Origin of the sequence: Pseudarthrobacter sp. R1 (genome assembly GCF_024494415.1) — a bacterium.
Taxonomy (GTDB): Bacteria; Actinomycetota; Actinomycetes; order Actinomycetales; family Micrococcaceae; genus Arthrobacter.
Genome location: NZ_JAMKFI010000001.1, coordinates 66,289 through 89,960 on the forward strand (window position 1 = coordinate 66,289; position 23,672 = coordinate 89,960).

The window sequence follows — 23,672 nt, forward strand, 5'->3', positions numbered from 1 at the left end:
CCCGGGAGCCTCATCGTTCAAGAAAGTATCCCCGTTCGTAAACGCCCTAGGCTCCCACCTTCACACATTCATGATTGTTTCACACTCTAATGAATTTGTGAAAGCCCAAAAGGTTACGTTTCGGTAGATGTCCTTTTCGGCTTGTAGCTCTTGTTGCTTCTAACCCTGGCGACCCAAATGAGGGCAAGGCCGAGGACGAAACAGAGTACCGCGGTGTAATTGACGATGAACTCCAAAGCGACCCACTCTGGCGGCACTACAGGGAATAGCAGGGTCACGGCAATTGCCACTCCGCCTATTGCCAAAAGCCCGGCGGCGAGCCGCACCAGAACCGGCAGCCTGCTCTGCGCTGCGCGCACCATCGCTGGAAGCAGCACCAGGGAGACATACGAGGGATAGGCGCGGCCGGCCGCTCCGTAGTACTCCACCAGGATGAAGTTGCGCTCGCTTTTGCCTGAGGTTGCCCACAACCCCGCAGACGAGCCGGCAGTGTCCATCAGGAAGAAGAGCAGCGTCATTACCAGGGAAACTGCCAGCAGAACGGCCATACCAGCTTTTCCGGTGATGAGACGGTAAGCATGGTCGGCTCCGAACCCGCGGGTGACCCGGATGCCAACAAAATATATGGCCCCGAAAATGATGAAGCGCAACAGCAGATTGGCGAGGTTGACGCCTCCCAAAGCCGTGTCAACGGCGACGTAGGGAGCCTCGATACTCAGAAGGATGGCCGCGGTCATCAGGGCGAAGATGTAAAAAAGCGACCTGTTCTCTCCCCGGAGGGCGCTGGGCACCCGGGCTGCGGCAATCAGGCCACAGATGGCCAGCGTTGACCACTGAAGGGTTTCGATCATCCCAGGTTCTCCCAAATCTTTTCCGTCTGCGCTTGGTCCTGCTCCTGGCGCCGCAGCACCTTGCCCAGTGCCTGCAGCCTGTCGCCGGCCAGGACCGCGAGGTCGCCGTCGGACAGGCTGTCCAGTGCTGCCTGCCGTGCACCCGGAAGCCACCCTGCCTCTTCCTCCGTAACCAGGCCCGTGGCCACCAGGCCATCTGTTAGTCCAACACCTGCTGCGACAGCCGTGGCAAGCGCCAGCCCGGCCGACAGCCGGTTGGCGGACAACTGCGCGGAATAGTTCTGCGGCGCGATGCCGGTGGCGGCGGAAACACGGTGCCGCAGCTCGCCGTCGTCAATGGCATCAACCCAGTTCCTGACGGAAGTGGCGTGCGGCGCCGGCGACAGCGCGGGCGGTTCACCGCCCGGTGGCCCGGCCGGGTCCATCCCCGGACGCACCAGCATGGCGCGCAGGAGGTCGGCAGTAGAGATCTGGCTTACCAACTCGCCGCGCGTAGGTGGCTGCTGGGGACCGGCCAGTTCCCGGTAGGGCTCGAAGTCAGCCAAAGCCGCCACCGGGTTGATGTTGTAGGCGCGGCTGATGCTGACCACTGTGCTTACCGAGACTTTTCCACGGACCAGCTGCTGGGCCAGGGTGGTCCGCTTGATCCCGGAAATCCTGCAGACGTCTGCCGTGCTGGCGTCCGGCGCAATGCCTTGCAGCCAGCGCTGGAACGCCTTGGCGGGGAGGGTCATAGGGGGCTCTCTGGAGAACGGGTGGTTTGTCGATTTTAGCCTGACGACATCGACGCCGATTTTACCCGCCTGCATGTTTCGACTATGCTTGATGGTCGAGCCCGTTGGTCCGTACACCCCCCAAGTCCGGACCAGCGGGTTCTTTTATGTCCGGGCTCCGGGCGCCGTCCTCCTGCCGGAATGCGCGAGGCTTTGCGGGCCGGGAAGCGCCAGAACTGCTGCGCTCCGGTGAAAGGATGGACACCATGACTGCGACCCTTGTGGCAAAGGATGTTTCCGGCGGCCACGACCACCGGCTGCTCTTTTCCCAACTTTCCCTCACCGTTGCCCCCGGCGACGTTGTAGGTGTGGTGGGTGCCAACGGTGCCGGCAAATCCACCCTGCTCCGCCTCCTCGCAGGCCTCGACCAGCCGCAGGACGGCAATGTCAGCCTTGCTCCGGCCGACGCCTTCGTGGGGTGGCTTCCCCAGGAGCACGAGCGGATCCCCGGTGAATCTGTTGCCGCGTACATCGCCCGCAGGACCGGCTGCGCCGAGGCCACGACGGAGATGGAAGCCACAGCAGAGGCGCTTGGCTCCGGCGCGCCGGGTGCCGATGACGCCTACGCGCGGGCTTTCGACCGCTGGATGGCTTCCGGTGCTGCGGTCCTTGACGACCGCATCCCCGCCGTACTGGCCGATCTGGGCCTGGAGACCGGGGCTGACGCCGAGATGACAGGTTTGTCCGGCGGCCAGGCAGCGCGAGTGGCGCTTGCAGCCCTGCTGCTCAGCCGGTTCGACGTCGTCCTGCTGGATGAGCCCACCAACGATCTTGACCTTGCCGGACTCGAGAAGCTCGAGGACTTTGTCCGCGGGCTGCGAGGCGGCGTTGTCCTGGTGAGCCACGACAGGGAGTTCCTGGCGCGCTGCGTCACCACGGTGGTGGAACTGGACCTGGCGCAGAACTCCGTCGCCGTTTACGACGGCGGCTATGACGCCTTCCTCGAAGAACGTGCAGTGGCGCGGCGCCACGCACGCGAGAAGTATGAGGAGTTCGCCGCCACCAAGGCGGACCTGGTGTCACGGGCAAGGACGCAGCGGGAATGGAGCTCGCAGGGCGTCCGGAACGCCATGAAGAAGAACCCGGACAACGACAAGATCCGCCGCGCCGCCAGCTCCGAGTCCTCCGAGAAGCAGGCCCAGAAGGTGCGGCAGATGGAATCCCGAATCGCCCGGCTGGACGTGGTGGACGAGCCCCGGAAGGAATGGCAGCTCCAGTTCTCCATCGGCAAGGCACCGCGTTCAAGCGCCGTGGTGGCCACCCTCCGCGACGCTGTGGTCCGGCAGGGCAACTTCACCCTCGGCCCGGTCAACCTCCAGCTCAATGCGGGGGAGCGGATCGGCATTACGGGTCCCAACGGCGCAGGCAAGTCCACCCTGCTGCGCCTTCTTTTGGGCGACCTCGCACCGGAGTCCGGCAGCGCTGCCATGGGCGCTTCGGTGGCTGTCGGCGAGATCGACCAGGCCCGCGGGCTGCTTGCAGGCCATCTTGCCCTGGCCGACGCCGTCGAGGCCGTCCTGGTGGACCTGAACCCGGCAGACGTCCGGACCCTGCTCGCCAAGTTCGGCCTCAAGGCGGACCACACTGCCCGTACGGTCGATTCGCTGTCGCCGGGCGAACGGACCAGGGCTGCCCTGGCACTGCTGCAGGCTCGCGGCGTGAACCTGCTTGTCCTGGATGAGCCGACAAACCACCTTGACCTTCCGGCCATAGAACAGCTCGAGGAGGCGCTGGAAAGCTACGACGGCGCCCTCCTGCTGGTGACGCACGACCGGAGGCTGCTGGAGAACGTGCGGCTGGATGTACGTTGGCATGTTGGGAACGGATTGGTAAAGGAGCAGCAGCAATGAGCATGGAAGGGGTGGCCTGGAACTCCCTGTACAAGATCACCCGGGCCAAGAGCGGTTCCAAGCCGTTCTCGAAGGCAACCCTGAAGCGTGTCCTCGGATTTGCCCGGCCGCACCGTGGCAAACTGCTTGCCTTTGTGGCGTTGTCCATTGTGATGGCAGTCCTCGCTGTAGCTACCCCCGTCCTCGCAGGGCAGGTGGTGGACGCGATCGTGGCCAAGGCCGCCGCGGAGGAGGTGGTCCGCCTTGCCGCACTCATCGCCGTCGTGGCTGTAGCCGAAGCAGGCCTTGGCCTGGTGAGCCGCTGGCTCTCCTCCACCATCGGTGAGGGCGTAATCGTGGATCTGCGCACGCGGGTCTTCGACCACGTGCAGAAGATGCCCATCGCGTTCTTCACCCGCACCCGCACCGGAGCCCTGGTCAGCCGCTTGAACAACGATGTCATCGGCGCCCAGTCCGCGTTCGCCGGCACCCTCTCCGGCGTGGTCAGCAACGTGGTGGCACTGGTCCTCACGCTCATCGTTATGCTCGGCACGTCCTGGCAGGTGACACTCCTGGCAATGCTCCTGCTGCCGGTTTTCCTCATCCCCGCGCGGCGGATGGGCTCCAAACTCGCGGACCTGCGCCGAGAGGCGGCAGAGCACAACGCCGCCATGGGCACCCAGATGACGGAGCGCTTCTCCGCCCCCGGCGCCACCCTGGTCAAGCTCTTCGGCCGCCCGGACGAGGAATCCCGCGAGTTCGCCGTCCGCGCCGGCCGCGTGCGCGACATCGGCGTCCGGACCGCCATGCTGCAGTTCACCTTCGTGACAGCCCTGACGCTGGTCTCCGCCCTCGCCCTCGCCCTGGTATACGGGCTGGGCGGCTGGTTCGCCATTACCGGACAGCTGGCGGCAGGCGACGTTGTGGTGCTGGCCCTGCTTCTCACCCGGCTGTATGCCCCGCTGACAGCCTTGTCCAATGCCCGGGTGGAGATCATGAGCGCCCTGGTGAGCTTCGAGCGGGTCTTCGAAATCCTGGACCTCAAACCCCTTATCCAGGAAAAACCTGACGCTGTAGCTGTTCCGTCCGGGCCGGTCTCGGTGGAGTTCGACGACGTCCGCTTCGCCTACCCCTCCGCTGACAAAGTTTCACTGGCCTCCCTGGAGGAGGTGTCCACGCTGGACACCCGCGGCGGGGAGGAAGTGCTGCACGGCATCAGCTTCCGCGTGGAACCGGGCCAGACGGTGGCACTGGTGGGATCCTCCGGTGCAGGAAAATCGACGATCGCCCAGCTGTTGGCCCGGCTCTACGACGTGGATTCCGGCGCCGTGCGCCTGGGTGGAACCACTGGCGGATCCGGGCTGGACCTGCGCGACGCCACCTTTGACTCGCTGCGGGACACCCTGGGCATGGTGACGCAGGACGGCCACCTCTTCCACGAAACCATCGCCTCCAACCTCAGGCTCGCAAAGCCAGAGGCCACGGAAGCGGACATGTGGGAGGCTGTCCGGCAGGCGCGGCTTGAAGCCATGATCCGTTCCCTGCCGGATGGACTGGACACGGTGGTGGGTGAACGCGGCTACCGGCTCTCCGGTGGCGAACGGCAACGGCTCACCATCGCCCGGCTGCTCGTCGCCCAGCCCCGCGTGGTCATCCTCGATGAGGCGACGGCCGCGCTGGACTCCACCAACGAGGCCGCCGTACAGGCTGCCTTGGGCGCCGCACTCGAAGGGCGCACCGCCGTCGTGATTGCCCACCGGCTGTCCACTGTCCGTGCCGCTGACACGATCCTGGTGGTGGAGGACGGCCGGATTGTGGAGCGGGGCACCCACACCGAACTCCTGGCCGCTGAGGGCCGCTACGCCGAGCTGTACCGGACGCAGTTCGCCGAAGCCACGGCAGTGGCCCAGGAAGCAGTTCCCGAGTTCTAGCCTTCCGTCCACACGGTTCGAGCCCTGGCGGCGAGTTCCGGCAGGATGTGCTCCGTCAGCAGCGGGGCCAGGTCCTGCGGCAGGTCGCCGCCGGGTTCCAGCCAGCGGATCTCCGCTATCTCGGCGGATGGGTGGGCCTCCCACGTGCCCGGCGCCAGGAACACGGTGGCTTCGATGTCCGTGGCGGCCTCGTTGGCGGCGTCCGCAATCCAGACGCCCATCAGCTGCAGGTCGGCTGGATCAAGGACAATGCCCACCTCTTCGGACAGTTCCCGCGCTGCGGCCTGCACGGCCGTTTCCCCGGCTTCGGGCTTGCCGCCGGGGTGCATAAACATGGAGGTGCCGCGCTTCCGCACGGTCAGGAGCCGGCCGGCGTTGTCGAAGACGCAGACGGCGGACACCACGATGCGGTTTTTCATGTGTCCTGCTCCTGCCGGACCAGGTGCGAGCTCAGCAGGAGGTCCTTCTGCGGCCCCTGCACGTCCCAGCTGTAGCTGAAGCTGTGGGCGCCCTCGTAGGAGTACGTCACGCGGTACGTGTCGGGAGCGCACCAGTGCTGGTCCAGGTTGGCCTCCGGCGTGAAGCTCATGGTGTGGAAAGGGCGTCCGTCCGGAAAGAATACGTCCATGGCGTCGGGCTGGTCGGTGGCCTTCAACAGGTATTCACGGGAGGCGGGCCCGGTGAAGGTGGGCCAGCGCATGGTGCCTTCCTCCCGGAGGGCCAAGCCGCCGTCGTCCATGGGAACAAAATGGACGACGCCGGAAAAGGTTCCGCGGGTGCCATTCGTGCGGTCCAGCAGGTCCCGCTGGACCGTCCACTGTCCGGCGTGCCACTGTCCGGCGTGCCCATTGGCCGTTCGGCCGAGCAGGTAGGAGCGGAGGGCGAACTCCGCAGGAGGAAAGTTCAAGTGCCCTCGATTGGAATCGAACCAACGACACCGGCTTTAGGAGAGCCGTGCTCTATCCACTGAGCTACGAGGGCGGGCATCCGATGGATCGGCAAGGCCGGTCCGGCCGGACACGGATACAAGCATACAAGGTGCGGAGCCGTACTACGCTCAAAGCATGAGTTCAGCGCCGTCCACCGCCCAATCCGTGGCGTTCATCCCGGACACCACTTCCACCCGCCAGTACATCGGTGCCTGGTCCGTGCTCAGCGTGCTGCAGTATTTCGCGGCGGAGGCGGCGGTGATTGGTGCCTGGGCCGGTCCCCGACCCTACGACCTGCGCACCGGTTATATCAGCGACCTCGGGGCCATCAACTGCGGCGTTTTTGACGGCCGGGAGGTATGTTCCCCGCTGAACTGGCTGATGAATGCATCGTTCGTGGTCCAGGGGCTGGGGATGCTGCTGGGGGCGCTGCTCCTGAGCTCGGGGCTGCTGCGCGTGGCTGCCCTCGCCGGCGCCCGGGTCCGGCCGGGCCGCCGGACACCATGGCTGGCCGCCGTGGCCGTCCGGGTGCTGACAGGAACGGCGGGAGCCGGAACGGTGATTGTGGGGCTGGTGCCGGAGGATGTTGGCTCCGGCTGGCACTTTGCCGGCGCAGTCATGTATTTCATTGCCGGGGCGGTCGCCCTGTTGGTCCTGGGGTTCCTCTGGCTGCGGAAGACAGCGCTGGCCTGGTTCATCCTGGCCTGCGGCACCGTGTCCGCTGCGGCCCTGGTAACCGGCGGGCTGACCGGCATGCAGGTGCCGGAACCGGGCACCCTGGAGCGGCTTATGGGCTACCCGGTTACCGTGGGGATGGCCGCCGCCGGTTTGGTTATCGCGCAGCGGGTGCATCGGCACCGGAAGCAGGTCCGGGTAGCGGCTGGTCAGCGGCTTTAGGCTTCGTGGTCTCGGGGCTTCCGTGCCCGCAGAAACACCGCCGCAGCCCCTGCCAGCAGGCTCAGGACCAGCAGGACCCAGCCGGCGACGGTGAGGCCGGACGCGAGGGCGACCTGGCCGGCGTCCGGCGTTCCCGCTGCCAGCATGCCGTCGATGGCCGCGTTGCCCCACAGCCGGACCACCACAAACAGCAGGGGGAGCGCCCACAAAGCCCACCGCAGGGCCTTCCTGGCCACGCTTGTTCCTATCAGCAGCAGCCAGGTGAACCCGAAGATCAGCGGGAACAACGTGCCGGCCGTTTTGTGGACGTAGTTGAGCTGGCCGCGCGCCGCCTCGTTCATGGCCGGCTGCAGCTGGTTGATGTAGGCCGGGTCGAACCCGCCGATCAGCGAATCCGGCATGGCCAGGCCGCCGGAGAGCTGCCGCAGCTGGTCCAGCGTCAGCAGGTGGAGGTACCAGAACAGGAACAGGCTGGCTACCACGCCGGCGATCAGGATGAGGTTGCCGTTGTTTTCGGCTTTCTCCGGCGTGCGCGCGGTGGTGGGGTTGACCACGGGCGGGAGGTGGTGCTGCGGTACAGCCGCCTTGGAGCCGTGCTTCTTGATCCGCTGGGCAGGGGTTTTGGCCATGCCACCATTATCCCGCCCCATAAACTGAAGCCATGACCATTGGCCGGCACAGTGCTGTTGAACTCGACCCCTCCTTGGATGACTACCAGCTGGCTGCAGCCCTGGTCCGCGAAGCCGGGCAGCTGGCGCTGCTCATGCGGATGGCGGGCCTGCAGTCGGAGCAGAAGACGTCCATCTCGGATGTGGTGACCGCTGCAGACCACGCCGCCGAGGCCTACGTGCTGGAACAGCTGCAGCGCTGCCGTCCCGCGGACGGGATCCTCGGGGAGGAAGGCGCCTCGGTACAGGGGACCAGCGGACGCACTTGGGTCATTGACCCTGTGGACGGCACCTACAACTTCCTGCATGGATCGACGTACTGGTGCTCGGCCATTGCGCTGAAGGATTCCTCGGACGTGGTACTCGGTGCCATTTTCCAGCCGGAGGAGGACAAGCTCTGGCTGGGCGGCAAGACGCATCCTGCCACGCTGAACGGCGAACCCCTGACGGTGTTCCACGAGGACAGAGGGGCGCGCAACGGCACTGCCGTAGCCGAGCTCGGAGCTGCCACCTACATCCACCCCAGTTGGCTCATGGACCCACTCTGCGCCATGCCCTGGCATGCGGCTGCCACCTCTGCCGCCGCCTTGCGGATGCTCGGTTCGGGCTCCTGCGACCTCGGCCGGGTAGCTGACGGGCAGCTCGGATGCTGGTTCCAGCACAGCTGCCCGGAGTGGGACTGGCTGCCGGGAAAGGCAATCGTCCGTGCGGCCGGCGGTGCGGTGGATACTGTCCGGGTGAACGGCCTGGAATGGTTCATGGCAGGCGGCACGACGGCGGTGCGCCAGTTGCGCGCCGCGCTCGAGTCCGGCTCGGTGGCCTAGAAACCGGCGCCAGCTTGAACACGTAATCCACACGCTGGAAGGAGGTGTCGGTCCCACCGCCTAGACTTGTAGGCACCATGGATATGTTGTTTGACCCGTACTCTGACGGACCTTTCAAGGCCGCTCCCGCGGCCGCTGCCCGCACCAAGGCCCGCCCGGAAGGTGTCGTAACCTCGGCCGGTCCCGGCGGTGGCCTGCCCTGGGAGAGCCAGCCGGGCCCCGGTTTGCCTGGCAGCCGGGAGGAGGAGGGGGCGCAGGGACAGGTGCGCCGCCACAGCAGCCACCGCCCAGATGCCGCGCAGCTGCTGGAGGGTTTGAATCCGCAGCAGGAGGAGGCGGTCAAACACGCCGGTTCCGCACTGCTGATCGTGGCCGGTGCCGGGTCTGGCAAAACCAGGGTGCTCAGTAACCGGATCGCCTACCTGATCGCCACCGGCCGGGCCCACCACGGTGAAATCCTCGCCATCACCTTCACCAACAAGGCCGCGGCTGAAATGCGGGAACGCATTGAAGTGCTGGTGGGGGGCCGCGCCAAGATCATGTGGATCTCCACGTTCCACTCGTCCTGCGTCCGGATCCTCCGGCAGGAAGCCGCCAACGTCGGGCTGAAATCCAACTTCTCCATCTACGATTCCGCAGACTCGCTCCGGCTGGTCACGCAGGTCTCCAAAGCGCTGGACCTGGATCCCAAGAAGTTTGCGCCCAAAGCCATCCAGCACAAAATTTCCGCGCTGAAGAATGAACTGATCGATGCCGATTCGTACTCCTCCGCCGCGAACTACAACGATCCTTTCGAACAGGCCGTAGCCGAGGTCTTCAAGGGCTATACCCAGCGGCTGCGCCAGGCCAACGCCATGGACTTCGACGACCTCATCGCCGAGACCGTCTACATGTTCCGTGCCTTTCCGGCGCTCGCCGAGTCCTACCGCCGCCGGTTCCGGCATGTCCTGGTGGATGAATACCAGGACACCAACCACGCCCAGTACGCATTGGTCCGGGAAATCGTGGGGGAAGGCCCGGGAGCGTCGGAGCTCACCGTGGTGGGCGATTCGGACCAGTCCATTTACGCTTTCCGCGGCGCGGATATCCGCAACATCGTGGAGTTCGAAAAGGACTACCCCGAGGCACGGACCATCAAGCTGGAGCAGAACTACCGTTCCACCCAGAACATCCTCACTGCGGCCAACTCGGTCATTTCGCGAAACCCCAACCGCCCCGAGAAGCGGCTGTGGACGGCCGAAGGTGATGGCCACAAAATCATTGGTTACGTGGGCGAGAACGAGCACGACGAGGCCCAGTTCATCGCCAAGGAGATTGACCGGCTCCAGGATGAGGACAACCTCCGCCCGGGGGATGTTGCCATCTTCTACCGCACCAACGCCCAGTCGCGCTCCATCGAAGACGTTCTGGTCCGGGTTGGCCTGCCGTACAAGGTGGTGGGCGGCACGCGCTTCTACGAGCGCAAGGAAATCAAGGATGCCCTCGCCTACCTTCGCGTCCTGGTTAACCCGGACGACGACGTCAACCTCCGCCGGGTGCTCAACGAACCTAAGCGCGGCATCGGAGACCGCGCCGAGGGAGCTGTCGCCGCCCTCGCCCAGCGTGAGCGCATTTCGTTTATGGCAGCAGCCCGCCGCGCCGAGCAGGCGCCGGCCATGGCAACCCGTTCCGTCAACGCGGTCCTCGGCTTTGTGAAGCTGCTGGATGACCTCGCCGAAGTGGCCGCGGGCTCCGGCGCCGCTGCGGCCCTTGAAGCGGTCCTGGAGCAGACCGGTTACCTTGCCGCGCTGCGGGCCAGCACTGATCCCCAGGACGAGTCCAGGGTGGAGAACCTCGCGGAACTCGTGGCCGTGGTGCGTGAGTACGAGCAGGAGAACCCGGAAGGGTCGCTGGCCGCTTTCCTGGAGCAGGTGTCACTGGTAGCGGATGCCGATCAGATCCCCGATGCCCCCGGTGGAGACGCCGAGGACACTGCTGCCGCCGTGGCGGAGGCCAAGCGGCTGGGCGTGGTCACGCTGATGACCCTGCACACGGCCAAGGGGCTCGAATTCCCGGTGGTATTCCTCACTGGCATGGAGCACGGACTGTTCCCGCACCAGCGCTCGGCCACGGACCCGAAGGAACTGGCTGAAGAACGCCGGCTCGCCTATGTGGGCCTTACCCGGGCCCGCAAACGTCTTTATGTCACGCGTTCCGAGGTCCGGAGCATGTGGGGTCAAAGCCAGTACAACCCCGCCAGCCAATTCCTGGAGGAAATTCCCGCCGAACTCGTGGAATGGAAGCGTGAAGGAACCAGCAGGCAGGCCGGCGGCTGGGGTGGCGGATCCATCGGTTCGAACCGCTACAGCGGATCCTTCTGGGGCGCCGGAACAGCCCGAGGGGCAGCGGCTGATTCGTCGGCCGGTTTCAACGCAGATGTCCCGGCCGTCATTGCCCGAAACCGGGTGCAGCCGCAGAAGGAGATCGTTGCGGTCAGCGTGGGGGACAAGGTCAATCACACGAGTTTCGGTAACGGAACTGTCCTGGCGCTCGAGGGAGCGGGGGACAAAACCGTGGCAAAGGTAAAGTTCGACGTCGGTGAAAAGCGGTTGCTGCTGCGGTACGCGCCGCTCACCAAGCTCGACGCCTAGGTGCGGAAGCGGAACCGCAAGGGCCCCCCAGCGCCAGGTGAACCGGCGCCATACAGCATAATGGGGGCCATGCGACGGACTGTTCTGGGGATCTTCGCCGCCTTGATCCTGGCGGCGGCCACGGCCTGCACCATCACCATCGAAGATCCGGGTTACGTCCCGCCTGCGCCGCTGCCGCCGCTGGAACAGCTGGAACGGGCGGCGCTGGCGAGCCCCGAAGGATTCTCCAGCGGTGACGGGACTATCTCCTTCATCACGGAAGACCGCAGCGTTGCGTGTTCCCTCACGTCTGCCCGTGGTGAGCACGTCAACCTCCCTTATGAGCCCAACAACTTCAGCGATACCGCCAACAACAAACTCGCAACCGTGCCGGTGGCGCATTGCGAACTCGCCCGGTACCCCAAGCCGGAACAGGTTGACGTTAAGGACGACTGCGCTGGAACCAACCTGGGTTATTTGGGCGGCGTTGCGGTACTGGCCCCGGACAGCGCACGCTACGGAGAATGCCGTTCCGGCGTCACACAGATGGAAGCAACGTATGGCCCCAACGGCAGCAAGGCCGGTCCCCTGGCCCAGTTGCAGGTGCTGGGGGAGGGGCAGAACCTCGAAGGGAACGGACTTCGCTGTTCGGCCTACAACGGTGGCGTGGCATGCGGAAACGTGTCCGCCGGCGTCGGATTCTTTGTTTCACCGGAGCATTACGAGTTGATTTCCAGGTCCGCCGAAAGTGCCTCCCCGGCACCGCCGGAGGCCCCAAAAACCCCGTAATTCCGCGGTTTTTCTACGCTCCATAGAATAGTGTCGTTACTCACATAAGCGGTAGTCTTGGACGGGCCGGTCCCTTCAAAGGACTAGAGTTCCCAGTGGAGCATCACGCCGCGTGGCTCGTTTCCAACAGGCCGCCGGTGCGTGCAATTCCGCAGCCCGGTCATCGTCTTCGATGGTGTCCGACTGTACAGAAACTACTTCGACGTAGAAGGACACTAAACCGTGGACCTGTTTGAATACCAGGCGCGCGATATGTTCGAGGCGCACGGTGTACCCGTGCTTGCCGGCATCGTGGCGCACACCCCAGAAGAAGCAAAGGCAGCTGCCGATAAGATCGGCGGCGTAACTGTCGTCAAGGCACAGGTCAAGGTTGGCGGCCGCGGCAAGGCCGGCGGCGTAAAGGTGGCAAAGTCCGCGGACGAGGCACTTGAGCACTCCACCAATATCCTGGGCATGGATATCAAGGGCCACACCGTCAACAAGGTGATGATCGCCCAGGGTGCCGACATTGCCGAGGAATACTACTTCTCCGTCCTTCTGGACCGGGCCAACCGCAACTACCTGGCCATGTGCTCGGTTGAAGGCGGCATGGAAATCGAACAGCTCGCCGTCGAACGCCCCGAGGCGCTCGCCAAGATCGCCATCGACCCCGCAGTGGGCATCGACCAGGCCAAGGCCGACGAAATCGTCGCAGCCGCCGGCTTCGCTGAGGAACTCCGCGGCAAGGTGGCCGTTGTGATCCTCAAGCTCTGGGACGTCTTCAAGAAGGAAGACGCCACCCTTGTTGAGGTCAACCCGCTTGTCAAGACCGGCGCCGGCGAGATTGTCGCCCTGGACGGCAAGGTCACCCTCGACGAAAACGCCGAATTCCGCCACGCCAAGCACGCCCTCCTCGAGGACAAGGACGCTGCTGACCCGCTTGAGGCCAAGGCCAAGGCGCAGGACCTGAACTACGTCAAGCTGGACGGCGAAGTGGGCATCATCGGCAACGGCGCCGGCCTGGTCATGTCCACCCTGGACGTTGTTGCCTACGCCGGTGAAAACCACGGCAACGTCAAGCCCGCCAACTTCCTGGACATTGGCGGTGGAGCTTCCGCCGAGGTCATGGCTGCAGGCCTTGACGTCATCCTGGGCGATGAGCAGGTCAAGTCCGTGTTCGTGAACGTCTTCGGCGGCATCACCGCGTGTGACGCCGTCGCCAAGGGCATCGTGGGTGCGCTGGCCGAGCTGGGCCACAACGCGAACAAGCCGCTGGTAGTCCGCCTCGACGGCAACAACGTTGAGGAAGGCCGCCGCATCCTGGCCGAGGCGAACCACCCGCTGGTTACCCTGGCCGCAACCATGGACGAGGGCGCCGACAAGGCCGCCGAGCTCGCCAACGCAGCTAAGTAAAGGGACAGCCACATGTCTATCTATCTGAACAAAAACTCCAAGGTCATCGTCCAGGGCATCACCGGCGGCGAAGGCACCAAGCACACCGCCCTGATGCTGAAGGCCGGCACCAACATCGTTGGCGGCGTGAACGCCCGCAAGGCCGGCACCACGGTCCTGCACGGCGACAAAGAAATCACCGTCTTCGGCACCGTCAAGGAAGCCATGGCAGAAACCGGCGCTGACGTCTCCATCGTCTTCGTCCCGCCGGCATTCACCAAGAGCGCGGTCGTAGAAGCCATCGAGGCAGGCATCGGCCTCGTCGTCGTTATCACCGAAGGCGTGCCGGTCCAGGACTCCGCCGAATTCTGGGCCCTCGCCCAGGCCACGGTGGACGCGGAGGGCAACCAGGTCACCCGCATCATCGGCCCGAACTGCCCCGGCATCATCACCCCGGGCGAAGCCCTGGTGGGCATCACCCCGGCGAACATCACGGGCAAGGGCCCCATCGGCCTGGTTTCCAAGTCCGGAACCCTGACCTACCAGATGATGTACGAACTGCGCGACCTCGGCTTCTCCACCGCCATCGGCATCGGCGGTGACCCGATCATCGGCACCACCCACATCGACGCCCTGGCCGCGTTCGAGGCCGACCCCGAGACCAAGGCGATCGTGATGATCGGCGAAATCGGCGGCGACGCCGAAGAGCGTGCGGCGGACTTCATCAAGGCCAACGTCACCAAGCCGGTTGTTGGCTACGTCGCCGGCTTCACGGCTCCCGAAGGCAAGACCATGGGCCACGCCGGCGCCATCGTCTCCGGCTCTGCCGGAACCGCCCAGGCCAAGAAGGAAGCCCTTGAGGCTGCAGGCGTCAAGGTCGGCAAGACGCCGTCCGAAACCGCCAAGCTGCTGCGCGAGGTTTTCGCAGCCCTCTGATAGCTCAGTTAGAACAACGCGGGGTCACTTCCCGCCCTTTCCACACGCGTGGATGGGCGCGGAGTGACCCCGCGTTGCTGTTTAACCCGCGTTGCTGTTTAAAGTACGACGGCGTCCGGTCACCTTCCCCCGGGAGGTGACCTAACGCCGTCGTACTCCTGCGTCCTAGACGGTGGCGCCGGTGAGCAGCTCATCCAGGCGCTCGTAGCCTTCACTCATGCCGCCTTCCATTCCGGACTGAGCCATCCCGTCGCGGGCCTCCTGGGAGGGGTAGACCGAGTGGCCCCGCAGCCGCGTCCGGCCGTTCCCGAGGTCCTCAAACGTCATGAATTCCAGGCTGACCACATCCGGGTACCCGCCAAACTCAAAGGTCTGGATGGCGAACTCGTTCTCGCGCACCGTGTGGAAGATGCCCTTGAACTCATAGGGGACACCCTCCGGTCCGGTATGCAGGTAGCTGTAGCTGCCTCCAGTCCGGAAATCGTAGTGGTCAATATCCATCTTGTAGCCCCGCGGACCAAGCCACTGGACGATCAGGTCCGGTTCCTTGTGGGCCCGGAAGACGTCCGCGACGGGGAAATCGAACTCGCGCTCGTAGTCGATGAAGGGAAGGCCTTCGGGAACCGAGAGCTTCAGTGCGTTGGTCATTGTTTTTCCTTTGCCTTGGCGCCGTCATGCCCGGCGCTGGATTGAAGCACGGCGTCGAGACTGCGGAACTGCTCCTCGCGGACCAACCTGTACTGGTCGATCCAGGCGGTGAGTGCCTCCAGCCGTGCGGGGTTCAGGTGAACGGGCCTGCGCTGGGCCTCCCGGGTGCGGGTGACCAGCTGCGCCTGCTCGAGTACCTGGATGTGCTTCGAAACTGCCTGCTTGGAAATTTCGAATGGTTCCGCCAGTTCATTTACGGTGGCCGGCCCCCGGCTGAGCCGGGCGATGATGCTCCGCCGCACGGGGTCGGCCAGGGCCATAAAGGCCGAGTCCAGCCCTACGCTCTCGGTGTCCATCGCGGCCTTCTTATTCAACCTAAATGTTTATCAACCTTTTGGTTGTTTAAGACTACGCCTGTGTGCCATCCACTTCAAGACCCGCGACCCTTGTTTCGCCAAGCCCAGCTTTGTTAGTATGTCAGTACAAACTCTGGAAGAGGAGCAAAAGTGCCACTTGTACGTATTGATGTGAATGACGGCCGCAGCGCAGAAGAGTTGCAGCGGCTTAGCCGGGGCGTCCATGACGCAATCCTTGCCGAATATGGCATCCCCGAGCGGGACTACTTCCATATCCTCACCGAACACCCGCAGGGGCAGATCTTCGCCCAGGACGCCGGTCTCGGGTTCGAACGGACCGGAGGAGTGGTAATGATCCAGATTTTTACCCAGGCCGGCCGGACGCAGAAGGCGAAGCAGCGACTGTTCGCGGCCGTGGCAGAGAAGCTGTCCGGAGTAGGGGTTGCCGGCGAGGATGTCTTCATCGGCTACGTGGAAAACACTGCCGGCGACTGGTCCTTCGGGTTCGGCCGGGCCCAGTACGTCACCGGGGAATTGGCTGTACCCCGGAAGTAGGCGCTGCCCGTCATGGGAAAAAAGTAGCGCGCTCTAAACTCGTTGTAAGTATGTCAGTACAAACCTTTGACAGGACATGCAATCTACGGCAAAGTAGTGCCTGTGGCCTGCACCACGGCCTGCCAGTCCCGGAGCACCTGCACTTCAAAGGTCCCGAGTTCCACACCAGAAAGGTCCACGATTATCGTGACCCACGAGCTTCTTACGATCGGGCGCATCAGCGTTGATATCTACCCGAACGACATCGGGGTGGACCTGGAGGACGTCACGTCCTTCGGGAAATACCTCGGGGGTTCCCCTTCAAACGTAGCGGTAGCCGCTGCCCGGCACGGCCGCCGGGCAGGCGTGATCACCCGTACCGGCGATGATGCCTTCGGCAGGTACCTGCACCGGGAACTGCACAAGTTCGGCGTCGACGACGCCTTCGTTTCCCCTGTGAAGGAGTACCCCACGGCGGTCACGTTCTGCGCGATCAAGCCGCCGGAAGACTTCCCGCTGTATTTCTACGGCCGCTTTCCCACCGCTCCGGACCTGCAGATCAAGGCCGACGAACTTGACCTGGACGCCATACGCGACGCGGGGATCTTCTGGTCCACCGTAACCGGCCTGTGCCAGGAGCCCAGCCGTGAGGCTCACATCAGGGCTCACGAGGCACGCCCGCGGACCGGTTTGGCCGATGGCCAGTTCACCATCCTCGACCTGGATTACCGGCCCATGTTCTGGGCCTCCGAGGAAGAGGCCCGGGCTGAGGTGGCCAAGGTCCTGCCGCACGTCACGGTCGCGATCGGCAATGACAAGGAATGCGCCGTAGCCGTAGGCGAGGGCACTCCCGATGAGCAGGCGGACCGGCTGCTGGCCGCCGGCGTTGAGATCGCCGTCGTCAAACTTGGCCCCGAAGGCGTTATGGCCAAGACCCGTAGTGAGCGCGTTGTCTCCGCCCCGGTTCCGGTGGAAACCCTCAACGGCCTGGGCGCAGGCGACTCGTTTGGGGGCGCCTTCTGTCACGGCCTGCTGTCCGGCTGGCCCTTGGCCCAAGTTTTGGACTACGCCAACGCCGCCGGCGCCATCGTCGCTTCCCGCCTCTCGTGCGCCGATGCCATGCCGACGCCGGAAGAGGTCACCTCGCTGCTCGCTGAACGCGGCCGCCACATTCCCGGCATCGCTCCGCAGCTTGCCACCGAAGGAGCAGCACTGTGAGCATCAACGTTTCCAACACCAGCCAGAGCAGCCCCAAAACCGCCGCCTTCGCCTTCGAGGTGGATGACGATCCCCGCCGGTATGAGCACCTGAGCAGCATCCGGCTCGAAGACCCGGAAGCTGTAGCCCGTGCAGCGGTATCGCGGCGCCGCCACCCCGGCGTCAAGGCCGGGCAGCAAAACTTCATCGTGGCGGCAGACCACCCGGCCCGCGGTGCACTCGCCGTCGGAAATGATCCGGTGGCCATGGCGGACCGCCGCCAGCTCCTGGACCGGCTCCAGATTGCACTGGCGAACCCTGCCGTGGACGGTGTCCTGGCCTCGCCGGACATCATGGACGACCTGCTCCTGCTGGGCGCCCTGGACGGCAAGCTGGTGTTCGGCTCCATGAACCGAGGTGGCCTGTCGGGGCTGGTCAACGAATTCGATGACCGCTTTACCGGCCACACCGCTGCGGCGCTGGAAGCACTGGGCGCTGATGGCGGCAAGATGCTCACCCGCATTTGCCTCGGTGACCCGGACACTGTGGTGACCCTGGAGGCCACTGCCAAGGCCATCGATTCCCTGGCGGAGCGCAAGCTGATCGCCATGGTGGAGCCATTCCTGTCGGTCCGGGAAAACGGCAGGGTCCGCAACGATCTGTCCACCAACGCCGTGATCAAGTCCATCGCGATTGCCGAAGGCCTGGGTTCCACCAGCGCCTACACCTGGATGAAGCTGCCCGTGGTGGCAGGGATGGAACGGGTGATGGCCGCCACCACCATGCCCACCGTCCTCTTGGGCGGGGACCCGGCCGGTACCCAGGACGAGGTGTTCGCCAGCTGGCAGGCCGCACTGGCACTGCCCGGCGTCCAGGGCCTCACCGTGGGCCGCACCCTGCTCTACCCGGCTGACGGGGATGTCGCGGGCGCCGTCGCGGCAGCAGCCTCGCTCCTTCACCACACCGCAGAAGTATCGGAGTAGCTTCCCATGGGAACAACAACAGGAACACGCAGGATGACGGTGGCGCAGGCCGTCGTCGAGTACCTTTCGAAGCAGTACACGGTCGATTCCATCGGCGGAACTGAGTACCGTGAGCGTCTCATTCCCGGCACGTTCGGCATCTTCGGCCACGGCAATGTGGCCGGTGTGGGCCAGGCCCTGAAGCAGTACCAGCAGCTGGACCCGGCCATCATGCCGTACTACCAGGGCCGGAACGAACAGGCGCAGGTCCACCAGGCCGTGGGGTATGCCCGCCACACCCGCCGCCGGCAGACCTTTGCGGTCAGCACCTCCATTGGCCCGGGTTCATCGAACCTGCTGACCGGTGCCGCATTGGCGACCACCAACCGGCTCCCGGTCCTGCTGCTGCCGTCCGACACGTTCGCCACCCGTGCCGCGGACCCGGTGCTGCAGCAGCTGGAGCAGCCCTACGCCTACGACATCACCGTCAACGACGCGTTCCGGCCGCTGTCCAAGTTCTTCGACCGGGTGAACCGTCCCGAGCAGCTGTTCTCGGCGTTCCACCACGGCCTGCGCGTCCTGACCGACCCGGCCGAGACCGGCGCGGTGACCATTTCCCTGCCGCAGGACGTTCAAGCTGAAGCGTTCGACGTGCCGGCGGAGTTCCTGGCTGAGCGGGAGTGGCGGATCCGCCGCCCCGATGCGGACGACGACGACATCCGCCGCGCCGCTGACGCCATCCGTGCCGCGAAGCGGCCGCTGATCATTGCCGGCGGCGGTGTCCTGTACGCCTACGCAAACAAGGAACTTGCGAAGTTCGTGGAGCTGACCGGCATTCCGGTGGGCAACACCCAGGCCGGTGTGGGGGTCCTGCCGTGGGACCACCAGTTCTCCCTCGGCGCCATTGGCTCCACCGGCACAACGGCGGCGAACGCCATCGCCGCGGAGACGGACCTGATCATCGGAATCGGCACCCGTTATGAGGACTTCACCACCGCGTCCCGGACCGCGTTCCAGAACCCGGACGTCAAGTTCATCAACATCAACGTCGCACCGATCGACGCGTACAAGCACGGCAGCACGCTTCCCATCGTGGCCGATGCCCGCAAGGCACTGGTCAAGCTCAACGCAGCCTTGGGCGGTTACCGTGTGGGCGCCGACCTTGAGCAGAAGGTTGCTTCCGAGAAGCAGCGCTGGGACGCCACCGTGGACGAAGCCTTCGATACCCGCTACACGCCGCTGCCTGCGCAGAACGAAATCATCGGCGCCACCTCCCGGGCCATGGACGCCCGCGATGTGGTGATCTGTGCGGCCGGTTCCCTGCCCGGTGACCTGCACAAGATGTGGCGGGTCCGCGACCCGTTCGGCTACCACGTGGAATACGCCTACTCCTGCATGGGCTACGAGATCCCCGGCGGCCTGGGCGTCAAGCGTGCAGCCCTCGCCGAAGCGGCCAGGACGACGGCGGCAGGCGGCACCGGCGGGACGGGCACGGCAGAGGTGCGGGACGTCGTCGTGATGGTAGGGGACGGCTCCTACCTGATGATGCACACCGAACTGGTCACCGCCGTCGCCGAACGCATCAAGCTGATTGTGGTCCTGATCCAGAACCACGGCTACGCCTCCATCGGTTCACTTTCCGAGATGCTTGGTTCCCAGCGCTTCGGCACCCAGTACCGTGCCCTGAACGAGGAGCAGCACAGCTTCGACGAGGGCGAAACCCTCCCCGTGGACCTGGCCCTGAACGCAGAGTCACTGGGCGTGAAGGTCATCCGGATCGAACCGGGGGAGAAGGTCATCGCCGAGCTCGAACAGGCCATCCGCGATGCCAAAGCAGCACCGGAACGCGGCGGACCGATCCTGATCCACGTCGAATCCGATCCCCTGCTGGACGCCCCCAGCTCCGAGTCCTGGTGGGACGTCCCCGTCTCCCAGGTTTCCGAACTGGACTCCACGAAGCAAGCCTTCCAGACCTACACCGACCACAAGAACCGCCAGCGCAAACTGCTCGGCTGACCCCGCACCTCTTACTCAAGGAAGAGTCCCCATGACTGCCACCACCACCCAGACCACCGATACACAGACCACCGTCATCAACCACTTCATCAACGGCGCCGAAACCGCCGGCGAAGGCGACCGCACCACGTCCGTGTACAACCCGGCCACGGGGCAGGTCAGCGCGGAGCTGCGCCTGGCCAACCGCGCCGACCTGGACGCCACCGTCGCGGCCGCCCGCAAAGCCGCGGACACCTGGGGCGATATTTCCCTGGCCAAGCGCACCGCGGTGCTGTTCAAGTTCCGCGAACTCGTCGCCGCCCATGTGGACGAGCTCGCCGCCCTGATCACGGCCGAGCACGGCAAGGTCCTCTCCGACGCCAAGGGCGAGATCGGCCGCGGCCTGGAAGTCATCGAATACGCCTGCGGCATCCCCACCCTGCTCAAGGGCGATTACTCGGACCAGGTCTCCACCGGCATCGACGTCTTCTCCTTCCGCGAACCCCTCGGCGTCGTCGCCGGCATCACCCCGTTCAACTTCCCCGTCATGGTGCCGCTGTGGATGGCCCCGATGGCGATCGCCACGGGCAACACGTTCATCCTCAAGCCCTCCGAACGGGACCCCTCCGCGTCCATGCTGCTGGCCAAGCTGTGGAAGCAGGCAGGACTGCCCGACGGCGTGTTCCAGGTCCTGCACGGCGACAAGGAAACCGTCGACGGGCTGCTCACCCACCAGGACGTGGACGGCATCTCCTTCGTCGGCTCCACCCCGATTGCGCAGTACGTCCACGAAACCGCCACCAAGCACGGCAAGCGCGTCCAGGCCCTGGGCGGGGCGAAGAACCACGCCATCATCATGCCCGACGCCGACCTTGACAACGCCGCCGACCACCTCGCCGCCGCCGCCTTCGGCTCCGCCGGCGAACGCTGCATGGCCATCTCCGTCGCCGTCGCCGTCGGGGACGCAGCGGACCTGATCGTCAAGAAGGTCGAAGAACGCGCCCTTGCCGTCAAGGTCAACAACGGCACAGCCCCCGACGCCGAAATGGGCCCGGTCATCACCCCGGCCTCCAAGGAACGCATCGTCAGGATCGTCACCGAAGCCGAAACCGCAGGCGCGGCAATGATTGTGGACGGCCGCGACCTCGTGGTCCCCGGCCACGAAGACGGCTTCTGGGTAGGCCCCACCGTCATCGACCACGTCAAGACCGGAATGACCGCCTACACCGAGGAAATCTTCGGCCCCGTCCTCGTTGTGGTCCGCGTCGACACCCTCGAGGATGGCATCAACCTCATCAATGCCAACCCCTACGGCAACGGCACCGCCATCTTCACCTCCTCCGGCGCAGCAGCCCGGAAGTTCCAGCGCTCCGTGACCGTCGGCATGATCGGCATCAACGTCCCCCTGCCCGTCCCGGTAGCCCACCACTCCTTCGGTGGCTGGAAAGCCTCACTCTTCGGCGACAAGCACATCTACGGCCCCGAAGGCGTCTCCTTCTACACCCGCGGCAAGGTCATCACCTCCCGCTGGCCCGAAACCCACCACGCCTCCGGCGCCTCCTACAACTTCCCCTCCAACTAACTTCAGGCACAGAAGAAAGACAACGCTGTCATGACTCAGAACAAACTGATTATCGGCACCGCTCCGGACTCCTGGGGTGTGTGGTTCGCGGACGATCCGAAGCAGACCCCTTGGGAACGGTTCCTCGACGAAGTGGCCGAGTCCGGTTACAAGTGGATAGAGCTGGGACCCTACGGCTACCTTCCCACCGACCCCACGCGCCTGGCGGAGGAACTGAAGCAGCGCGACCTCAAGGTCACCGCCGGCACCGTGTTCACCGCCTTCCACCGCGGCCTGGACCAGTGGGAAGCCGCCTGGGAGCCGGCCCGCAAGGTGGCTGAACTGACGGCGGCCATGGGCGGCGAGCACATCGTGGTCATACCGGCCATGTGGCGCGACGACGTCACCGGCGAAGCCGTGGAAAGCGGCACGCTCAGCGACAAGGCCTGGAGCGACCTGTTCGCCGGGCACAACCGCCTGGGCAAAACCCTGTTGGAGGACTTCGGCCTGAAGCAGCAGTTCCACTCTCACGCCGACTCCCACGTGGGGGCGCAGGCGGACATTGAAACGCTGCTCGGCGCCACGGATCCGCAGTACCTGAACCTGTGCCTCGATACCGGCCACGCGGAATACTGCGGCGCCTCAAGCCTGGACCTCATCAAGAACTACCCGGATCGGATCGGCTACCTGCACCTGAAACAGATCAACCCGGAGATCCTCAAAAAGGTCAATGAAGAGAACATGACCTGGGCCGCCGCCAACCTGGCCGGCGTTATGACCGAGCCGCCGAACGGACTGCCGGACCTCCGCGCCGTCATCGAAGCCGTGGAAGCGCTGGACCGCCCCATCTTCGGAATCGTTGAGCAGGACATGTACCCCGTCGCCTTCGACGTGCCCATGCCCATCGCCAAACGGACCCGCAACTACCTGCTGTCCTGCGGCTCCCGTACCGCCGTCAGCTAACCCCATCAATTCCAGACATCGAAGGACAAAACAATGACTGAAACCCTCCGCGTAGCCGTCATCGGTGCCGGACGTATGGGCGCCGACCACATCCAGCGCCTTCACACCCGGATTCATGGAGCCGAAGTTGCCGCCGTCGTGGACGTTGACCTCTCGCGTGCACAGGCCGCTATCGAAGGAATCCCGGGTGCCGTCGCACTCGCCGACGCCGAGGAAGCCCTCAACAACGGCGATGTCAACGCCGTGCTTATCGCCACCCCCGGCTTCCTGCACGAGGACATCCTGCTCAAGGCGATCGCCAAGGACATCCCGATCCTCTGCGAAAAGCCCCTCACGCCGGATGCCGAGTCCTCCTGGAAGATCGTGCAGGCCGAGGTTGACCTGGGCCGCAAGCGCATCCAGGTGGGCTTCATGCGCCGCTTCGACGCGGAGTACGCCTCGCTGGGCAAGATCATTCGCGACCATGAACTGGGCGAGCTGCTCATGCTGCACCACCAGCACCGCAACCCCACCACCCCAGCAGGCTTCACGAACGAGATGCTGATCAATGACTCGGTAGTTCACGAGTTTGACGCCATCCGCTTCTTCACCGGCGAGGAGATTACCAGCGTCCAGGTCCGCCTGGGCAAGGCCACCAAAAACGCGCCCTCCGGCCAGCACGATCCCCAGCACGTCCTGCTCGAGACCGAGTCCGGCGTCCTGGCCGACGTCGAGATCTACGTCAATGCAAAATTTGGCTATGAAGTGGCCACCCAGGCCTCCTTCGAAGAAGGCATCGTCAACATCGGCGGCGATAGGGGTCCCTACACCCGCAGCGCTGGCCGCTGGGGCGGCAACGTCACCCCCGGCTTCGAAGAACGCTTCGGGGCGGCGTACGACGTCGAAATCCAGTCATGGGTGGATGCGGCGCTCAAGGGCGAAATTGGTGGTCCCACTGCCTGGGACGGTTACGCTACAGCGGCTTGCTGCGAGGCCGGCGTCGAGGCGCAGAAGAACGGCGAAAAGGTGGCCGTAAAGCTCGCGCCAAAGCCCGACCTTTACAAGTAGCC

At 64.9% G+C, this 23,672-nt stretch carries 22 protein-coding genes and 1 tRNA gene; 15 read left to right on the forward strand and 8 right to left on the reverse strand.

The genetic code is table 11. From position 1 onward, the window contains the following. Positions 1-113: 113 nt before the first annotated feature. Both M8J71_RS00315 and M8J71_RS00320 read right to left on the reverse strand, forming a co-directional pair. A complete protein-coding gene (locus M8J71_RS00315) occupies positions 114-851 on the reverse strand; it encodes a hypothetical protein (RefSeq protein ID WP_256246029.1) in 738 nt (245 codons plus the stop codon). Beyond that, positions 848-1,585 (reverse strand): hypothetical protein, encoded by a 738-nt coding sequence (locus M8J71_RS00320; RefSeq protein ID WP_256246030.1) that lies wholly within the window; start codon positions 1,583-1,585, stop codon positions 848-850. Before M8J71_RS00320 ends, M8J71_RS00315 begins: the two co-directional genes overlap by 4 nt. 245 nt (positions 1,586-1,830) lie before the next feature. Between M8J71_RS00320 and M8J71_RS00325 the strand changes: the two genes are divergently transcribed. Both M8J71_RS00325 and M8J71_RS00330 read left to right on the forward strand, forming a co-directional pair. Then, a complete protein-coding gene (locus tag M8J71_RS00325) occupies positions 1,831-3,474 on the forward strand; it encodes an ABC-F family ATP-binding cassette domain-containing protein (protein WP_256246031.1) in 1,644 nt (547 codons plus the stop codon). Then, positions 3,471-5,384: an ABC transporter ATP-binding protein gene (locus tag M8J71_RS00330; protein ID WP_256246032.1), complete on the forward strand. Its 1,914-nt coding sequence runs from the start codon at positions 3,471-3,473 to the stop codon at positions 5,382-5,384. Before M8J71_RS00325 ends, M8J71_RS00330 begins: the two co-directional genes overlap by 4 nt. Here M8J71_RS00330 and M8J71_RS00335 read toward each other — a convergent pair. The 3 genes from M8J71_RS00335 to M8J71_RS00345 all read right to left on the reverse strand — a co-directional run bounded on the left by M8J71_RS00335 (position 5,381) and on the right by M8J71_RS00345 (position 6,365). Then, positions 5,381-5,803 (reverse strand): NUDIX hydrolase, encoded by a 423-nt coding sequence (locus tag M8J71_RS00335; RefSeq protein WP_256246033.1) that lies wholly within the window; start codon positions 5,801-5,803, stop codon positions 5,381-5,383. The two genes, M8J71_RS00330 and M8J71_RS00335, sit on opposite strands and share 4 nt — an antisense overlap. Then, positions 5,800-6,291, reverse strand: a complete 492-nt coding sequence (locus M8J71_RS00340) for a DUF6314 family protein (RefSeq protein ID WP_374114786.1) — start codon at positions 6,289-6,291, stop codon at positions 5,800-5,802. The genes M8J71_RS00335 and M8J71_RS00340 overlap by 4 nt, the downstream gene beginning before the upstream one ends. Before the next feature lies 1 nt (position 6,292). Further along, a tRNA-Arg gene (locus M8J71_RS00345) sits at positions 6,293-6,365 on the reverse strand. Positions 6,366-6,448: 83 nt separating this feature from the next. Between M8J71_RS00345 and M8J71_RS00350 the strand changes: the two genes are divergently transcribed. Further along, a complete protein-coding gene (locus M8J71_RS00350; RefSeq protein WP_256246034.1) occupies positions 6,449-7,210 on the forward strand; it encodes a DUF998 domain-containing protein in 762 nt (253 codons plus the stop codon). Here M8J71_RS00350 and M8J71_RS00355 read toward each other — a convergent pair. Continuing rightward, positions 7,207-7,839, reverse strand: a complete 633-nt coding sequence (locus tag M8J71_RS00355; protein WP_256246035.1) for a hypothetical protein — start codon at positions 7,837-7,839, stop codon at positions 7,207-7,209. The genes M8J71_RS00350 and M8J71_RS00355 overlap by 4 nt on opposite strands. Positions 7,840-7,871: 32 nt before the next feature. Between M8J71_RS00355 and M8J71_RS00360 the strand changes: the two genes are divergently transcribed. The 5 genes from M8J71_RS00360 (at position 7,872) to sucD (ending at position 14,407) form a co-directional block, all read left to right on the forward strand. Continuing rightward, complete coding sequence (locus M8J71_RS00360; RefSeq protein ID WP_256246036.1) at positions 7,872-8,702, forward strand: inositol monophosphatase family protein; 831 nt, start codon at positions 7,872-7,874, stop codon at positions 8,700-8,702. Between the two features lie 77 nt (positions 8,703-8,779). After that, complete coding sequence (pcrA, locus tag M8J71_RS00365; protein ID WP_256246037.1) at positions 8,780-11,332, forward strand: DNA helicase PcrA; 2,553 nt, start codon at positions 8,780-8,782, stop codon at positions 11,330-11,332. 60 nt (positions 11,333-11,392) lie between these two features. Beyond that, the gene (locus M8J71_RS00370) at positions 11,393-12,100 is read left to right on the forward strand and encodes a hypothetical protein (protein ID WP_256246038.1); all 708 of its coding nucleotides are present in this window, start codon (positions 11,393-11,395) and stop codon (positions 12,098-12,100) included. 222 nt (positions 12,101-12,322) lie between these two features. Further along, positions 12,323-13,492: an ADP-forming succinate--CoA ligase subunit beta gene (sucC, locus tag M8J71_RS00375; protein ID WP_256246039.1), complete on the forward strand. Its 1,170-nt coding sequence runs from the start codon at positions 12,323-12,325 to the stop codon at positions 13,490-13,492. Between the two features lie 12 nt (positions 13,493-13,504). Further along, on the forward strand, positions 13,505-14,407 hold the full coding sequence (gene sucD, locus M8J71_RS00380) for a succinate--CoA ligase subunit alpha (RefSeq protein ID WP_256246040.1): 903 nt from the start codon (positions 13,505-13,507) through the stop codon (positions 14,405-14,407). Between the two features lie 165 nt (positions 14,408-14,572). Here the strand turns inward: sucD and M8J71_RS00385 are convergent, their stop codons facing one another. Next, positions 14,573-15,055 carry an SRPBCC family protein gene (locus M8J71_RS00385; protein ID WP_256246041.1) on the reverse strand — a complete coding sequence of 161 codons (483 nt, stop codon included), beginning with the start codon at positions 15,053-15,055 and terminating at the stop codon, positions 14,573-14,575. Next, positions 15,052-15,411, reverse strand: coding sequence for an ArsR/SmtB family transcription factor (locus tag M8J71_RS00390; protein WP_256246042.1), 360 nt, complete (start codon positions 15,409-15,411; stop codon positions 15,052-15,054). Before M8J71_RS00390 ends, M8J71_RS00385 begins: the two co-directional genes overlap by 4 nt. A gap of 150 nt (positions 15,412-15,561) precedes the next feature. Between M8J71_RS00390 and M8J71_RS00395 the strand changes: the two genes are divergently transcribed. From M8J71_RS00395 to M8J71_RS00425, 7 genes are all read left to right on the forward strand, one after another. Then, positions 15,562-15,966, forward strand: a complete 405-nt coding sequence (locus M8J71_RS00395) for a tautomerase family protein (protein WP_256246043.1) — start codon at positions 15,562-15,564, stop codon at positions 15,964-15,966. 186 nt (positions 15,967-16,152) lie between these two features. Further along, entirely contained in the window at positions 16,153-17,163 is a 1,011-nt protein-coding gene (iolC, locus tag M8J71_RS00400) for a 5-dehydro-2-deoxygluconokinase (RefSeq protein WP_256246044.1), read from the forward strand. Between the two features lie 59 nt (positions 17,164-17,222). After that, positions 17,223-18,125 (forward strand): Cgl0159 family (beta/alpha)8-fold protein, encoded by a 903-nt coding sequence (locus tag M8J71_RS00405; RefSeq protein WP_441338910.1) that lies wholly within the window; start codon positions 17,223-17,225, stop codon positions 18,123-18,125. Positions 18,126-18,158: 33 nt separating this feature from the next. Continuing rightward, positions 18,159-20,120 (forward strand): 3D-(3,5/4)-trihydroxycyclohexane-1,2-dione acylhydrolase (decyclizing), encoded by a 1,962-nt coding sequence (gene iolD / locus M8J71_RS00410; RefSeq protein WP_374114792.1) that lies wholly within the window; start codon positions 18,159-18,161, stop codon positions 20,118-20,120. A gap of 31 nt (positions 20,121-20,151) precedes the next feature. Then, a complete protein-coding gene (locus M8J71_RS00415; RefSeq protein ID WP_256246046.1) occupies positions 20,152-21,681 on the forward strand; it encodes a CoA-acylating methylmalonate-semialdehyde dehydrogenase in 1,530 nt (509 codons plus the stop codon). Positions 21,682-21,711: 30 nt separating this feature from the next. Next, positions 21,712-22,623, forward strand: coding sequence for a sugar phosphate isomerase/epimerase family protein (locus tag M8J71_RS00420; protein WP_256246047.1), 912 nt, complete (start codon positions 21,712-21,714; stop codon positions 22,621-22,623). A gap of 33 nt (positions 22,624-22,656) precedes the next feature. Beyond that, positions 22,657-23,670, forward strand: coding sequence for a Gfo/Idh/MocA family protein (locus M8J71_RS00425; protein ID WP_256246048.1), 1,014 nt, complete (start codon positions 22,657-22,659; stop codon positions 23,668-23,670). Positions 23,671-23,672 lie beyond the last annotated feature (2 nt).

Coding starts and splice junctions, on each gene's coding strand:
- pcrA (WP_256246037.1), top strand. CDS start 8,780: ATGGATATGTTGTTTGACCCGTACTCTGACGGACCTTTCAAGGCCGCT.
- M8J71_RS00330 (WP_256246032.1), top strand. CDS start 3,471: ATGAGCATGGAAGGGGTGGCCTGGAACTCCCTGTACAAGATCACCCGG.
- M8J71_RS00350 (WP_256246034.1), top strand. CDS start 6,449: ATGAGTTCAGCGCCGTCCACCGCCCAATCCGTGGCGTTCATCCCGGAC.
- M8J71_RS00425 (WP_256246048.1), top strand. CDS start 22,657: ATGACTGAAACCCTCCGCGTAGCCGTCATCGGTGCCGGACGTATGGGC.
- iolD (WP_374114792.1), top strand. CDS start 18,159: ATGACGGTGGCGCAGGCCGTCGTCGAGTACCTTTCGAAGCAGTACACG.
- M8J71_RS00335 (WP_256246033.1), bottom strand. CDS start 5,803: ATGAAAAACCGCATCGTGGTGTCCGCCGTCTGCGTCTTCGACAACGCC.
- M8J71_RS00315 (WP_256246029.1), bottom strand. CDS start 851: ATGATCGAAACCCTTCAGTGGTCAACGCTGGCCATCTGTGGCCTGATT.
- M8J71_RS00325 (WP_256246031.1), top strand. CDS start 1,831: ATGACTGCGACCCTTGTGGCAAAGGATGTTTCCGGCGGCCACGACCAC.
- M8J71_RS00370 (WP_256246038.1), top strand. CDS start 11,393: ATGGGGGCCATGCGACGGACTGTTCTGGGGATCTTCGCCGCCTTGATC.
- M8J71_RS00360 (WP_256246036.1), top strand. CDS start 7,872: ATGACCATTGGCCGGCACAGTGCTGTTGAACTCGACCCCTCCTTGGAT.
- M8J71_RS00385 (WP_256246041.1), bottom strand. CDS start 15,055: ATGACCAACGCACTGAAGCTCTCGGTTCCCGAAGGCCTTCCCTTCATC.
- M8J71_RS00420 (WP_256246047.1), top strand. CDS start 21,712: ATGACTCAGAACAAACTGATTATCGGCACCGCTCCGGACTCCTGGGGT.
- M8J71_RS00355 (WP_256246035.1), bottom strand. CDS start 7,839: ATGGCCAAAACCCCTGCCCAGCGGATCAAGAAGCACGGCTCCAAGGCG.
- M8J71_RS00320 (WP_256246030.1), bottom strand. CDS start 1,585: ATGACCCTCCCCGCCAAGGCGTTCCAGCGCTGGCTGCAAGGCATTGCG.
- M8J71_RS00415 (WP_256246046.1), top strand. CDS start 20,152: ATGACTGCCACCACCACCCAGACCACCGATACACAGACCACCGTCATC.
- M8J71_RS00390 (WP_256246042.1), bottom strand. CDS start 15,411: ATGGACACCGAGAGCGTAGGGCTGGACTCGGCCTTTATGGCCCTGGCC.
- sucD (WP_256246040.1), top strand. CDS start 13,505: ATGTCTATCTATCTGAACAAAAACTCCAAGGTCATCGTCCAGGGCATC.